This window comes from Mesorhizobium dulcispinae (assembly GCF_033977345.1).
GTDB classification, from domain to species: Bacteria; Pseudomonadota; Alphaproteobacteria; order Rhizobiales; family Rhizobiaceae; genus Mesorhizobium; species Mesorhizobium dulcispinae.
On record NZ_JAVIIY010000004.1, the window covers coordinates 239270 to 252303 of the forward strand.

The following is a 13034-nucleotide window of genomic DNA, read 5'->3' on the forward strand; positions in this document are numbered from 1 at the left end:
TCCTCAGTCCCGAAGCACAAGCTTATATGATTCAAGAACTTATGCGAAGGCGGATTTCACCGAAGTGAAGCTCTTCACGCGCTGCCGCCGGGGGTCGTCCCTAAAAAAGTCGGCAAGTTTTATGCAATAACGTCTTGTTTTTATACATGTCGTTTTCGCAAAACCGCTGCACACTTTTGCGCGACATGCACTAAATCGTCCTTCTCATCCGGGCTGCAAAGAAGCCGTCCAGGCCGGAAATGCCAGGCGATCCCAGCACCATGTCGGCGGGCGTGGTGCGTAACGTGCCATCCGGCGTCAGGAACGGATCGACGCCGGCGAACTCGCCGGGCCGGATCGGATCGGCGACCACGCCGGGAGTCCCGGCAAGGAAAGCGTGGTAAAGATCCTCGCCCTCGATCGGGTCGAGCGAACAGTTGGAAAAGACGATTTGCCCGCCGGGTCTGACGAGGCCGACGGCATGGGCGAGCAGCCGGCGCTGGAGCGCGGCAAGCTTCTCGACATCGGCCATGGTCTTGGTCCACGGCACGTCGGGATGCCGGCGCACGGTGCCCGTCGAAGAGCAGGGGGCATCGAGAAGCACGGCGTCGAACGGTTCCGCCGGCCGATAGTCGAGCAGATCGGTCTGCAGCAACTCGGCCGACAGACCGAGGCGTTTGAGGTTCACACCCAGCCTGGCCAGCCGGTTATTCGAGGTGTCGACGGCGGTTACGTTGGCGCCGGCGAGGATGAGCTGCGCCGTCTTGCCGCCGGGCGCGGCGCAAAGGTCGGCGATGCGCTGTCCCTCGATGTCGCCGAACAGGCGCGCCGGCAAGCTTGCCGCCGCATCCTGCACCCACCAGGCGCCCTCGGCGAAGCCGGCCAGGTCGGTCACGCCGGCCTGCAGCTTCTCGACACGCACCGTGCCGGTGGGCAGCACGATGCCGCCGAGCTTGCCGGCCCAGAGCGCCGGGTCGGATTTGACCGTGAAATCGACCGGAGCTTCATGGCGATGCGCGGCAAGGATGGCGCGTGATTTCTCAACGCCATAGGCGGAGATCAGCCGTTCGGAAAACCATTGCGGCGCCTCGCTGGTTGCGGCAAGCGCGGGGCCAAGCTCAGCTTCCTTGGCGCGCGCGAGCGAACGCAGCACGCCGTTGACCAGACCGGAAAAGCGCGTCGTTCGCGGGTCGGACTTGGCGTGGGTGACGGCGAGGTCAACGGCGGCGCTGTCGGGAATATCGAGAAACAGGATCTGCGCGGCGGCCACATGCAGGATGTGCGAGAGCGCGGTGGCATTGGGCGGCAGCGGCCTCTCCAGCCGCTTCGCCAGCAGTCCGGCAATGGTCATGCGGTGACGCAGCGCCGTGACCAGGATGGCGCGCACCAGCGCGCGGTCACGGGCGTCGAGAGCCTTGTATTGCGGGTGGCCGTGCTCGTTGTCGGTCAGTCCGTCGAGGGGCGTGTGGGCATCGATGACGGCGGCAAGCAGGCGCGCGGCGGCCTTGCGCGCGGCGAGGCCGGCCACCTCTGAAGCTTGGCTTGTATGGAGCTTCATCGTGCCGCTGATCGCTTGGCTAGTTCGAAGACAGCGTTGACGAAATCGTCTTTGCTTCCTGAGGGGGAAGAAAGCATCAGATATTCATTCTCCACCTTGCCGAGGTAGTCGGAGATTTGTCTCGGAGATGCACCGTCGACGACGAGACGCATGACCTGGATCAGATAGTTGTCATATTCGTCCTCAGGAAGCCCTAACTTCTCGGATGTCGCCGTATTCTCCATCGGTATCCCTATTGGGTTCCAATGCTTGGCGCACAAGATCCGCATTTCCTCAAGGCGCAGGGGTACCTTGTGGTCGGCCGCCCTTCTCACGACCACGGACCTTTGGGTCCGGCGCCACGGGGCCCGGTCGGATTGCGGCCCCATGGATTGGGCTTCGGCTGCTCCGGTTCAGCCGGCTTGCCCCATGGCCCTGCCTGCGGCTCGTCCGGCCGGCTCGGCGCCGGTGCCTCGCGCCGCGCCGCCTGCGGCACGTTGCCCATCTCGCGCGCCATCTGCTCAAGGGCGGCGATGCGGTTCTCGGTGTTCGGATGGGTCGAGAACAGATTGTCCATGCGCTCGCCGTGGAGCGGGTTGATGATGAAGAGATGCGCCATCGCCGGGTTGCGCTCGGCATCCGGATTGGGAATGCGTTCGGCGCCGCGGGCGATCTTGTCGAGCGCCGAGGCCAGCCATAGCGGGTGGCCGCAGATCTCGGCGCCGCGCCGGTCGGCCTCATACTCGCGGGTGCGACTCACCGCCATCTGCACGATCATGGCGGCAAAGGGGGCGACCAGCATGGCGACAAGCACGCCGACGAAGCCGAACGGGTTGTTGTTGTCGCGATTGCCGCCGAAGAAGAATGCGAAGTTGCCGAGCATCGAGATCGCGCCGGCGAGCGTGGCGACGATCGCCATGGTGAGCGTGTCGCGATGCTGCACATGGGCAAGCTCATGCGCCATCACCGCCGCCACCTCCTCGTGGCTGAGGCGCTCCAGCAAACCTGTGGATGCGGCTACCGCCGCGTTCTGAGGATTGCGGCCGGTGGCGAAGGCGTTGGGCTGCGGACTGTCGATCAGATAGGTCTTCGGCATCGGCAGGCCGGCCTGCTTGGCCAGCGCCTCAACGATCGCGTAATATTCGGGGGCGTTCTTCTCGTCGACCTCGACGGCGCGGTTCATCGACAGCACCATCTTGTCGGCATTCCAGTAGCTGAACAGGTTCATGCCGGCGGCGATTAGAAGCGCGATCATCATGCCGCCCGTGCCGCCGATGAGAAAGCCGACGCCCATGAACAGCGCGGTCATCGCGGCAAGAAGCATGGCGGTGCGAAGCGTGTTCATCGTCTCTTCCGTTCGGCGTGGTGGCGTTTGGCGTGGTGGCGAATGGGGGTCGATCCTGCCATCGTCATGGCTATATGATGGGAAAGGCCGGTCCCCGTTTCAATCGGCCCCCTGTTTTAATCGGCCCCCCCCTATTTTAATCGGCAAGGCATATCGCATGACCGAACAACCCAGAAAAATCGAAACAGCCGAAGGCGACAAGCCGCAAAAGACGCTGACGCCAGAGGCGCAGCGCGCATTGGCGGAAGCCGAAGCCAGGCGAAAGGCCTACCGCGAGGCGGAAGCCCGCCTGCCGAAGGAGCTCGGCGGCCGCGGCGGCAAGGAACCCGGTCGCTACGGGGACTGGGAAGTAAAGGGTCTCGCCAGCGACTTTTAACGAGAGCTGATGCGTGTCGCGCAAAAAGTGTGCAGCGGTTTTTGCGAAAACGACATGCATGAAAACAAAGACCTAAAGCGCGTCGCCTGGATCCGTTTCAGCGCGACGCGCTTTAGGCCGCGTCGCGCTGCGGTTCAACGACCATCCAGCCGTTATCGTCGAGAGCAATGCCGAGCGCGTCGTAGGTGGCGATGCTGGCGTGCTGCGTCACAACCGGATGGACATGCGTGGCGCTGATCACCATCACCGAGGCGCCGGAAGCTTCGCCCGCGGCGATGCCGGCCGGGGCGTCCTCGAAGACGAGGCAGTCGTGCGCCTCGACCCCAAGACGTTTTGCCGCCAAGAGGAAGCAGTCGGGCGCCGGCTTGCCGTGGGTGACGTCCTCGGCCGAAACCATCATGGCGGGAACCGGAATGCCGGCCGCCTTAATGCGCAGCAGCGCGAGTTCGCGCGGCGCCGAGGTGACGATCGCCCACCGTTCGGGCGGCAGCGATTTGAGAAACGCCACCGCGCCCGGGATCGGAACGATGCCCTCGAGATCGGCAGCCTCGGCCTTGAGCAGCGCATCGGCCTCCACGATCGGATCGACGCCGGGAAGCTTCAGCGCGGCGATCGTCTCTCGCGCGCGCCTGCCGTGGATCGTCGGCAGGAAGCTCGCGACGTCGAGGCCATGGCGGTGCGCCCATGTGGTCCAAACGCGTTCCGCCGCGGCGATCGAATTGAGGACCGTGCCGTCCATGTCGAAAAGGAAGGCGGCGAACTTTCTGCCTGGGAACATCGGATATCCTGGGGAATCGTTTTCGGGGAGGGCGAAACCGGGCCTTACCTTAATGCCGTGAGCGCTGCCTGAGAAGGTACAGCCGCCATTTCTATGCTTCGCAGGAACAACGTCTCCGTTGCCGCGTTCTTCATCCTGTCTTGCGACATCACAAAAAAGGGGGGAACGCGATGCTGATCCGGCTCGGCTATGAAATCGCCATCGAATGCGTCCACGCCACGCCGATCATCTCGCTGCTCGACATCCACCCCGACCGCCAGCGCGACGTCAAGCGGCAGACGCGGGTGCTGACGTCCCCTTCGGTGCCGACACGGACCTATCGCGACCGCCACGGCAATATCTGCCGCCGTTTCACGGCGCCGGCCGGCGCCTTCCGTATCCTCTACGATGCGACGGTGGAGGACAGCGGCGAGACGGACGAGGTCAACACGCTGGCGCGCGAAACGCCGGTGCCGGACCTGCCGGACGAGGTGCTGGTCTACCTGCTCGGCAGCCGCTATTGCGAGACCGATCACCTCGGCAGCCTCGCCTGGCAGCTGTTTGGCCATCTGCCGCCAGGCTGGGCGCGCGCGCAGGCGATCGTCGACTATGTCCACAGCCGGCTCTCTTTCGGTTACGGCTATGCCCGCGCCACCCGCACGGCGGCACAGGCGCATGAGGAGCGCGTCGGCGTCTGCCGCGACTTCGCGCATCTCGCGATCGCGCTCTGTCGCGCCATGAATATTCCGGCGCGCTATGTGAACGGCTACCTCGGCGATATCGGCGTGCCGGCCGATCCGGCACCAATGGACTTCTCGGCCTGGATGGAAGTGTTCCTCGACGGCAAATGGTACACGTTCGACCCGCGCCACAATTGCCGCAGGATAGGTCGCGTCGTGATCGCGCGCGGCCGTGACGCCGCCGACGTGCCGCTGCTGCACAGCTTCGGCCCGCACAAGCTCGCCCTGTTCAAGGTGTGGACTTATAAGCAGGAAGGCAACCGTTTCAATCCGCCGCATCACGGCCTCGACCGTACGATAAGCGCGCAAATGCTGGCGTAAGCGGGTGGCTGTTTCACCATGGCTCCAGCGCCGCCGCTGACCCGCTTCAGCACAGACCGTGGCTGTGCCGAAGCGGGAGGGGTCACAGTCGCCCGACAGATCATGGTAAGCGCTTCCTGAACGGCATTTCGCCGCCGCCTTTTCGTTTACCCGCCGTTCACCTTCCTGTCTGCCGAAATCAAGCAAAAACAATGCGTTAACCTGCCATTAAGCGTCTTTGGCCGACCGGCGGCAGCGTCTGGCCGAAATCCTGCAACGCCTGCCTCGAGCGGCATCGATGCCGCAGACAGGCGGGGGTGGAAAGATGCGGCAGTTCAACGGTCTCGTTCGTGGGGTGGACGGCTTTGCCCGGGACCGCGGAGGCAATTTCGCGGTTCTGTTCGGGGCTGCTGCATCGGTCCTGGCGCTGGGGGTGGGATTCGCGGTCAATATCTCGCAGCTCTACAATGCGAGATCGAGTTTGCAGAGCGTCGTCGACGCCGCCGTGACCTCGACGGCACGCGATCTCACCCTCGGCGTCATCAAGGAAGCCGACGCCAATCGATCGGTGCAGGCATTTCTCGACGCCAACAGCACGGCCGGTATCCTGCAGGCCGACCAGATCGTGCTCGACAAGCTCTCCATCGACAGGACGGCGAAAACCGTGCAGGCCGATGGGCATGCCGATAGCGCTCTCTATTTCCCGCTCTTCAGCGTGGGCAACATGCAGCGCGTGACCACGTCGACCTTGGCGCTCTATTCGGACAAGAAGATCGAGGTGGCGATGATGCTCGACATCACGGGTTCGATGGCTGCCGACTGGAGAACCAAGACCAATAAGATCGGCGACCTGCAGGACGCGGCCTCGAATGCGGTCAAGGATCTTCTAAAACAGAATCGCGACCCCAGCGATCCGCGTGTACGGGTGGCGATCGTTCCTTACGCCGAAGCGGTGAATACCGGCGCTCTGTCCGGCAGCGTCTTCGTCGAGGAGAAGGGCGGGCCGGACCTGCCGCCGCCATTGGATGCTCCGGTTTCGGCGTCGGTGACACCGGCGAAGGATAAATGTGCCACCGAACGCAAAGACAAGGACGGCCACGCCGACACCTCGTCCGACGGACCTTCCACATCGCGGCGGGACAACAGCGGCCGGGAGTACCTGGCCAAGGTCAATCGCGACGATCACATGAAGACCTGCCCGGCTCCTGCGGTCATTCCGCTGACGGCCGACCAGGACAAGCTGCTCGTCACGATCGACCATTTCAGCGCGACTGGCGTGACAGCCGGCGGGATTGCCGCGCAATGGGGCTACTATATGCTCTCGCCGTCCGGGCGCTCGGCAATCGTCGATGCCCGTCTGGGCGCCGGCCCTGCCAATTTCGATCCGAAAAAGGTGGCCAAGATCGCCATACTGATGACGGACGGTCAATTCAACACGGCCTTTGCGGGCCCGCGCGGAGCCCCGAAGGGACAGGACCAGGGCCAGATGGCGCGCAGCAACGCCGAGAACATCTGCGACAACATGAAGCGCGACGGCATCGAGGTCTTCACCATCGGCTTCGATCTCAATGATCCGTCGATGACGACGACCGAGCGGGATCAGGCCAAGTCCGTGCTAAAGGACTGCGCGAGCGCAGACACTTCCCCATTGAAGCACTATTACGAGGCCGCCAACGGGGCCGAACTGTCGGGGGCCTTCGAAGAGATCACCCAGAATATCGAGAAGCTTACCATCAGACGCTGATCGATCCGCACCCCGCCACTCGCACCAAAGGAAAAGGCCGCCGCTTCTTGACGAAGCCGGCGGCCTTCCGTGTTTCCGTCCATGACGCGGCTCCTGGCGGCGACCCCTTCGGGTCACCTGCCGCGCGTCTCGCGCCTTAACGGGAAGACTGCTTCCCGGAAGTGCAATCCGCTGAGCTCACGTTATGGAAAACGAAATCACTCGACATCGGATCACCTCCTTTCGATTGGTTGAACACGGCCCAAAGAATGGGGTGCGTCGCGGCAAATGACAAGGTGCCGCGACGCAATGGCCAAGCGGGAAATCCTCGCAGTAGTGCATTTGCGCAACAGATCGGGATTGCGGTCCCAAGGCCAATTGGACGACAGTGCCTCGGCAAGTGGGCGTATTCGATGCATCGGGAGGTTGGAATGAATGCCGCCGACAGGGCCGCGCGGATCGTGCGGAGGGTCGTCGAGACACTGAAGCCGGGTTTTGCGGTCAGGCTGTGGACCGGCGAGCGGATCGGGCCGGCCGGCGGTCCGGTGCTTGCCATCAACGACCAGGACATCGTCTGGCAGCTGGCGCGGCGGCCGACCTTCTCGACGCTGGTCGAGATGTGGATTTCCAAGACCGTCGACATCGAAGGCGGCACGCTGTTCGATTTCTACGCCCTGCCTTCGCAAGGCAAGCTCAAGACGAAGCTCAAATCCCTGCCCAAGCTGGCGATCCTGCGCGACCTGCCTGCGGTGCTGTTTTCGCGAAAACAGATGACGGCGCGCAGCGATCTCTCCGGCCGCAAGCCCTTCGTCAGCGGATCGAACAAGGAGGCGATCCAGCATCACTACGACATCTCGAACGCCTTCTACCGGCTCTTCCTCGACGAGCGCATGGTCTATAGCTGCGGCTACTTCCGGGATTTCGCCAACGACATCGACCAGGCCCAGGTCGACAAGCTCGACCATATCTGCCGCAAGCTCAGGCTGAAGCCGGGCGAAAGGCTGCTCGACATCGGCTGCGGCTGGGGCGCCATGCTCATCCATGCGGCGAAGAACTATGGCGTCGTCGGCCACGGCGTCTCGTTGTCGCAAGCCCAGACCGACCTTGCCCGCGAGCGCATTCGCGCCGAAGGGCTGGAGGACCGGATCACCATCGAGATAAAATCCTATGCCGAGCTCTCCGGCAGCTTCGACAAGATCTCGTCGATCGGCATGTTCGAGCATCTGGGGCTTGCCAACCACGATGCCTATTTCTCGGCGGTTCACCGCCTGCTGAAGCCCGGCGGCATCTACCTGCACCACGCCATCACCAGGCGCAGCAAGGGCGATATCAGGAAGACGCTGCGCAAGGGACCGGAATACAAGGCGCTGATCAAATACATCTTCCCCGGCGGCGAGCTCGACACGATCGGCATGACGCTCGGCAATCTCGAGGCGCATGGCTTCCTTGTCCATGACGTCGAGAACCTGCGCGAGCATTATCAGCGCACCTGCCGTCTGTGGGCGGAGCGCCTCCATGCCCGCTTCGAGGAGGCGATCGCCGAGGTCGGCGAGGCGAAGGCGCGGCTCTGGCTGCTCTATCTCAGCGGCTGCTCGATCGCCTTCGAGCGCGCCTCGGCGCAGATTTTCCAGACCGTCGCCACTAGGCGCGCGCGTGGCCCGAGCGGCCTGCCGCCGACGCGAGCCGATCTCTACCGGTAGGGTGAAGGTGAGCGGTCAGACGAAGCGCATCGGCGCGCCCATCTCGATCCGCGCCGGCCGGTCGACGGTGCAGTAGACGCCGAGATTGTGGGCGTTGTGGCGGACAAGATTGCGCAGGATGCCGGGATCGTTGTCGAAGCCGTCCTGGGCGATGATGGTGAAGCCGCAGCGGCGGCAAGGCTCGGAGACGGTGAGCAGGAGATCGCCGACCGCAAGCTTGCGGCCGATCCATTCGGTTTCCGGGAAAGAGCCTTCGACGGGGTCCATATCGACGACGACGTTGGGACGGAAACGGCGCGGATCGGGCACGCCTTCCGGATGCAGCGCCTTCAGCCTTGCCAGCGAGGCGGTGGTGAGCAGGTGGATCGGCGCCTTGCGGTAGCGAGCGGCGGTCAGCGGGCCGGCATAGGTCGGCGGCGCGTTCTCCTGGCCGAACGGCCGGATCGACGCCTTGAAGCCGAGATAGTCGGAAACGGCGCGATCGCTTTCGGACCCGGGGGCCGCCAGCCAGTCGCCGTCCGGCACGGCCACCTCGAGCTTCCTGTCTGCGGACAGCCTCGTGCGGATGCGTGGCACCTTGTGCCATTTGACGTCGCGGTCGGGCCTCGCGATCTCGTTGTCCGTAGCGTCGACCAGGCCGAACATGCGATCGCCTTCGATGCTTTCGATGCTGACCGAGATGGCGTCGAGGCGCTCGCCGGCGAGCGAGCTCGCCGGATAGCGCCAGAGCTGACTGACCGTGCCGAGTGCCGCCTGGACGGTCATCAGGCCCTTTTGTTCTGCCGGTTGGCGACGAGATCGTCGACAACGGCCGGATCGGCGAGCGTCGAGGTGTCGCCGAGCGAGCCATAATCGTCCTCGGCGATCTTGCGCAGGATGCGGCGCATGATCTTGCCCGAACGGGTCTTCGGCAGACCCGGCGCGAACTGGATCTTGTCCGGCGTGGCGATGGCGCCGATCTCCTTGCGGACATGGTCGATCAGTTCCTTGCGCAATCCATCGCCCGATGTCTCGCCGGCCATCAGCGTGACGTAGCAGTAGATTCCTTGCCCCTTGATGTCGTGCGGATAGCCGACGACGGCTGCTTCCGAGACCTTGTCGTGGCTGACCAGCGCGGATTCGACCTCGGCGGTGCCCATGCGATGGCCGGAGACATTGATGACGTCGTCGACTCGGCCGGTGATCCAGTAATAGCCGTCTTCGTCGCGGCGGCAGCCGTCGCCGGTGAAGTACTTGCCCTTGTAGGTCGAGAAATAGGTCTGCACGAAACGGTCGTGATCACCATAGACGGTGCGCATCTGGGCCGGCCAGGAATCGATGATGCAGAGATTGCCGTCGGCCGCCCCTTCGAGCACGTTGCCGTCGCCGTTGACCAGCTGCGGCTGGACGCCGAAGAAGGGTCGCGTCGCGGAACCCGCTTTGAGGTCCGTGGCGCCGGGCAGCGGCGTGATCAGGATGCCGCCGGTCTCGGTCTGCCACCACGTGTCGACGATCGGCACCTTGGCGTTGCCGACGACGTTGAAATACCACTCCCAGGCTTCCGGATTGATCGGCTCGCCGACGGTGCCCAGCACGCGCAGCGACTTGCGCGAGGTCTTCTTCACGTGGCCGTCGCCGGCGCCCATCAGCGCGCGCAGCGCCGTCGGCGCGGTGTAGAAGATGTTGACATTGTGCTTGTCGATGACTTCCCAGAAGCGCGACTGCGAGGGGTAGTTCGGCACGCCTTCGAACATCAGCGTGGTGGCGCCGTTGGCTAGAGGCCCGTAGACGATGTAGCTGTGGCCGGTGACCCAGCCGACATCGGCGGTGCACCAGTAGATGTCGCCGTCATGGTAGTCGAAGACATATTGGTGCGTCATCGAGACGAAGACGAGATAGCCGGCGGTGGTGTGCAGCACGCCCTTCGGCTTGCCGGTCGAGCCCGAGGTGTAGAGGATGAAGAGAGGATCCTCCGCCTTCATCTTCTCCGGCTTGCAGTCGGCCTTAACGGTGGCGGCCTCGTCGTGGTACCAGAGGTCGCGGCCGGGCGTCCAGCCGACCTTGCCGCCGGTGCGGCGTACGACCAGGACCTTCTCGACCTTGGTCCCGGCCTTGGCGGCGATTTCGATCGCCTTGTCGGTGTTGTCCTTCAGCGGGATCGGCCTGCCGCCGCGCAGGCCCTCGTCGGTTGTAATGACGAAGGTCGATTTGCAGTCGTCGATGCGCCCGGCGAGAGAGTCGGGCGAGAAGCCGCCGAAGACGACCGAATGGATGGCTCCGATACGCGTGCAGGCAAGCATCGCGTAAGCCGTCTCCGGGATCATCGGCATGTAGATGGTGACGCGGTCGCCCTTCTTGACGCCGTGCTTCTTCAGCACATTGGCGAAGCGGCAGACATGCGCATAAAGCTCGTTGTAGGTGATCTTCCTGTCATCGTAGGGGTTGTCGCCCTCCCAGATGATGGCGGTCTGGTCGCCGCGCTTCTTCAGATGCCGGTCGATGCAATTGTAGGAAACATTGGTCTGGCCGTCCTCGAACCACTTGATCGAGACCTTGCCGTTGAAGGAAGTGTTCTTCACCTTGGTGAAGGGCTTGAACCAGTCGATGCGCTTGCCGTGCTTGCCCCAGAACTTGTCCGGATTCTTCACGCTGTCGGCGTACCATTTGAGATAGGTGTCGTTGTCGATCAGCGCGTTCTTCTTCCACGCCGGCTGGACGCGGTGGACATGGGCATCGGACATTTTTAGCTTTCCTCCGGGACGGTTCCGCCGGCTTGACATGCCGGCGGCATCGCGGCGAAGCAGCCGCGAATTCGCGGGCATTATTAACAGTTCCGCTGTGACGGCAATATTAGACGTTGGATTCGCGCGGCGGGATGACGCAGGGGCAACCGCGAAGCGCTGTCAGCAGTCGGCGGCGGTCGCTGCTAAGCATATGTTTTTTCGTGACAAAACCGAAGGCGACCACTAGAATATCAATAGACGGGTAAGCAATAGCGCGCACAATTTCGTGTTGGGAGGGAAGGAGAATCAAATCTGGGGGCTGCAATGCGCGATCATTCCGAAATGGACCTGATGCTGAGAGGCTATGGGCTGACTACGGCCAAAATCCTCTATCACTTTCCTGACCACCCGCATTTGCTGCAAAGCTTCATCTGGCAGGACTACGACATCGCGCCGAAGTTTCCGGTGCTGATCCGCTTCATCGAATTCTGGAAGACGAAGCTCGACGGTCCGCTGCATTCGGTCACCTACACGCACCAGAAGCTGATCGCCCCGAACGAGTGGCGGAAGGTGGATGGGGAGTTCGTATTACACTGAGCGGCGGTACAGCTAATCTCCCCCCTTGCGGGGGAGATGCCCGGCAGGGCAGAGGGGGGTGCTGTCCCGCCAACATCTCTGCAATTGTCCATGAAGGCGCTCGTAGTTGGCGGTTCAAGCCAAAGGGTCGCGATCCTTCACACCCCCCTCTGTCCTGCCGGACATCTCCCCCGCAAGGGGGGAGATTGGCAGCTTCAACGCCGGCGCTTCACACCGCCGGCGGGTTGAGCCGGGCGAATCCTTCCTGACGACGATACGGAAAGTAAGGATAAGGCGCGGTCACCGCGCTTGCATCATCGAGCGCCTTCATGTGCTCCGGCGCCAACGTCCAGCCGACGGCGCCGAGGTTCTGGCGCAGTTGTTCCTCGTTGCGCGCGCCGATGATCACCGACGATACGGTCGGCCGCTGCAGCAGCCAGTTGATGGCGACCTGCGGCACGGTCTTGCCCGTCTCGGCGGCGATCGCCTCCAGCGCGTCGACCACCCGATAGAGATGCTCGTCTTCGACCGGCGGACCGAAGCTTGCGGTGTCGTGCAGGCGGCTCTTTTCCGGCAAGGGCTGGCCGCGGCGGATCTTGCCGGTCAGCCGTCCCCAGCCGAGCGGGCTCCACACCAGCGCGCCGACGCCCTGATCGAGGCCGAGCGGCATCAACTCCCATTCATAGTCGCGCCCGACCAGCGAATAGTAGACCTGATGCGCGATGTAGCGCGGATAGCCGTGCTTGTCGGCCAGGCCGAGCGATTTCATCACCTGCCAGCCGGAGAAGTTGGAGACGCCGACATAGCGCAGCTTGCCCGAGCGCACGAGGTCGTCCAGCGTCGACAGCACTTCCTCGATCGGCGTCGCGGCGTCGAAGGCGTGCAACTGCAAGAGGTCGATATAGTCGGTACCGAGGCGCTTCAGTGCCGCGTCGACGGAGCGGATCAACCGTGAACGGGAAGAACCATAATCGGCCGGGCCGTCGCCCATCGGCAGCGCGGTCTTGGTCGAGATCAGCACCGTGTCGCGGCGTCCTTTGATCGCCTCGCCAAGCACCTCCTCCGAGGCGCCGTTCGAATAGACGTCGGCCGTGTCGAAGAGATTGACGCCTGCCTCCAGGCAGATGTCGACCAGCCGGCGTGCTTCCTTCGCGTCGCTGTTGCCCCAGGCGCCGAACAGCGGGCCCGAGCCGCCGAAGGTTCCGGCGCCGAAGGAAAGCGCAGGCACTTGCAGGCCGGAAGCGCCGAGACGTCGATAGTCCATGATGTTGCTCCTTATGATCTTGATGGCGGATTTGG

The 13034-nt window shown here is 63.6% G+C and carries 12 protein-coding genes; 5 read left to right on the top strand and 7 right to left on the bottom strand.

The features are described 5' to 3' along the window. Positions 1-190: 190 nt before the first annotated feature. Genes RFN30_RS12100 through htpX form a run of 3 tightly spaced genes read right to left on the bottom strand, consistent with a single transcriptional unit; the run spans position 191 to position 2861 of the window. Complete coding sequence (locus tag RFN30_RS12100; RefSeq protein ID WP_320262308.1) at positions 191-1537, bottom strand: RsmB/NOP family class I SAM-dependent RNA methyltransferase; 1347 nt, start codon at positions 1535-1537, stop codon at positions 191-193. Beyond that, positions 1534-1797 carry a hypothetical protein gene (locus tag RFN30_RS12105; protein WP_320262309.1) on the bottom strand — a complete coding sequence of 88 codons (264 nt, stop codon included), beginning with the start codon at positions 1795-1797 and terminating at the stop codon, positions 1534-1536. The genes RFN30_RS12100 and RFN30_RS12105 overlap by 4 nt, the downstream gene beginning before the upstream one ends. 50 nt (positions 1798-1847) lie before the next feature. Beyond that, positions 1848-2861, bottom strand: a complete 1014-nt coding sequence (gene htpX, locus RFN30_RS12110; RefSeq protein ID WP_320262310.1) for a zinc metalloprotease HtpX — start codon at positions 2859-2861, stop codon at positions 1848-1850. A 157-nt stretch (positions 2862-3018) separates the two neighbouring features. On the opposite strand from htpX, the gene RFN30_RS12115 reads away from it, so the two are divergent. After that, a complete protein-coding gene (locus RFN30_RS12115; protein WP_320262311.1) occupies positions 3019-3237 on the top strand; it encodes a DUF1674 domain-containing protein in 219 nt (72 codons plus the stop codon). A 112-nt stretch (positions 3238-3349) separates the two neighbouring features. Here RFN30_RS12115 and RFN30_RS12120 read toward each other — a convergent pair whose 3' ends face one another. Beyond that, positions 3350-4015, bottom strand: coding sequence for an HAD-IA family hydrolase (locus tag RFN30_RS12120; RefSeq protein ID WP_320262312.1), 666 nt, complete (start codon positions 4013-4015; stop codon positions 3350-3352). 170 nt (positions 4016-4185) lie between these two features. On the opposite strand from RFN30_RS12120, the gene RFN30_RS12125 reads away from it, so the two are divergent. The 3 genes from RFN30_RS12125 to RFN30_RS12135 all read left to right on the top strand — a co-directional run bounded on the left by RFN30_RS12125 (position 4186) and on the right by RFN30_RS12135 (position 8457). Continuing rightward, complete coding sequence (locus RFN30_RS12125; RefSeq protein WP_320262313.1) at positions 4186-5055, top strand: transglutaminase-like domain-containing protein; 870 nt, start codon at positions 4186-4188, stop codon at positions 5053-5055. Positions 5056-5359: 304 nt separating this feature from the next. Continuing rightward, positions 5360-6778 carry a pilus assembly protein gene (locus tag RFN30_RS12130; RefSeq protein ID WP_320262314.1) on the top strand — a complete coding sequence of 473 codons (1419 nt, stop codon included), beginning with the start codon at positions 5360-5362 and terminating at the stop codon, positions 6776-6778. 410 nt (positions 6779-7188) lie between these two features. Further along, entirely contained in the window at positions 7189-8457 is a 1269-nt protein-coding gene (locus RFN30_RS12135) for a class I SAM-dependent methyltransferase (protein WP_320262315.1), read from the top strand. A 15-nt stretch (positions 8458-8472) separates the two neighbouring features. Here the strand turns inward: RFN30_RS12135 and RFN30_RS12140 are convergent, their stop codons facing one another. After that, entirely contained in the window at positions 8473-9222 is a 750-nt protein-coding gene (locus RFN30_RS12140) for an MOSC domain-containing protein (RefSeq protein ID WP_320262316.1), read from the bottom strand. Beyond that, positions 9222-11177 (bottom strand): acetate--CoA ligase, encoded by a 1956-nt coding sequence (acs, locus tag RFN30_RS12145; protein WP_320262317.1) that lies wholly within the window; start codon positions 11175-11177, stop codon positions 9222-9224. Before acs ends, RFN30_RS12140 begins: the two co-directional genes overlap by 1 nt. Positions 11178-11483: 306 nt before the next feature. Here acs and RFN30_RS12150 point away from each other — a divergent pair, with 306 nt between their 5' ends. Continuing rightward, positions 11484-11756: an usg protein gene (locus tag RFN30_RS12150; RefSeq protein ID WP_192258213.1), complete on the top strand. Its 273-nt coding sequence runs from the start codon at positions 11484-11486 to the stop codon at positions 11754-11756. 208 nt (positions 11757-11964) lie between these two features. On the opposite strand, the gene RFN30_RS12155 is transcribed toward RFN30_RS12150, so the two are convergent. Further along, positions 11965-12999: an aldo/keto reductase gene (locus RFN30_RS12155; protein WP_320262318.1), complete on the bottom strand. Its 1035-nt coding sequence runs from the start codon at positions 12997-12999 to the stop codon at positions 11965-11967. Positions 13000-13034: the final 35 nt, after the last annotated feature.

What these genes read in the sequence shown, in the direction of transcription:
- RFN30_RS12100 (WP_320262308.1), bottom strand. Translation starts at nt 1,537, where the DNA reads ATGAAGCTCCATACAAGCCAAGCTTCAGAGGTGGCCGGCCTCGCCGCG.
- htpX (WP_320262310.1), bottom strand. Translation starts at nt 2,861, where the DNA reads ATGAACACGCTTCGCACCGCCATGCTTCTTGCCGCGATGACCGCGCTG.
- RFN30_RS12115 (WP_320262311.1), top strand. Translation starts at nt 3,019, where the DNA reads ATGACCGAACAACCCAGAAAAATCGAAACAGCCGAAGGCGACAAGCCG.
- RFN30_RS12120 (WP_320262312.1), bottom strand. Translation starts at nt 4,015, where the DNA reads ATGTTCCCAGGCAGAAAGTTCGCCGCCTTCCTTTTCGACATGGACGGC.
- RFN30_RS12125 (WP_320262313.1), top strand. Translation starts at nt 4,186, where the DNA reads ATGCTGATCCGGCTCGGCTATGAAATCGCCATCGAATGCGTCCACGCC.
- RFN30_RS12130 (WP_320262314.1), top strand. Translation starts at nt 5,360, where the DNA reads ATGCGGCAGTTCAACGGTCTCGTTCGTGGGGTGGACGGCTTTGCCCGG.
- RFN30_RS12135 (WP_320262315.1), top strand. Translation starts at nt 7,189, where the DNA reads ATGAATGCCGCCGACAGGGCCGCGCGGATCGTGCGGAGGGTCGTCGAG.
- RFN30_RS12140 (WP_320262316.1), bottom strand. Translation starts at nt 9,222, where the DNA reads ATGACCGTCCAGGCGGCACTCGGCACGGTCAGTCAGCTCTGGCGCTAT.
- acs (WP_320262317.1), bottom strand. Translation starts at nt 11,177, where the DNA reads ATGTCCGATGCCCATGTCCACCGCGTCCAGCCGGCGTGGAAGAAGAAC.
- RFN30_RS12150 (WP_192258213.1), top strand. Translation starts at nt 11,484, where the DNA reads ATGCGCGATCATTCCGAAATGGACCTGATGCTGAGAGGCTATGGGCTG.
- RFN30_RS12155 (WP_320262318.1), bottom strand. Translation starts at nt 12,999, where the DNA reads ATGGACTATCGACGTCTCGGCGCTTCCGGCCTGCAAGTGCCTGCGCTT.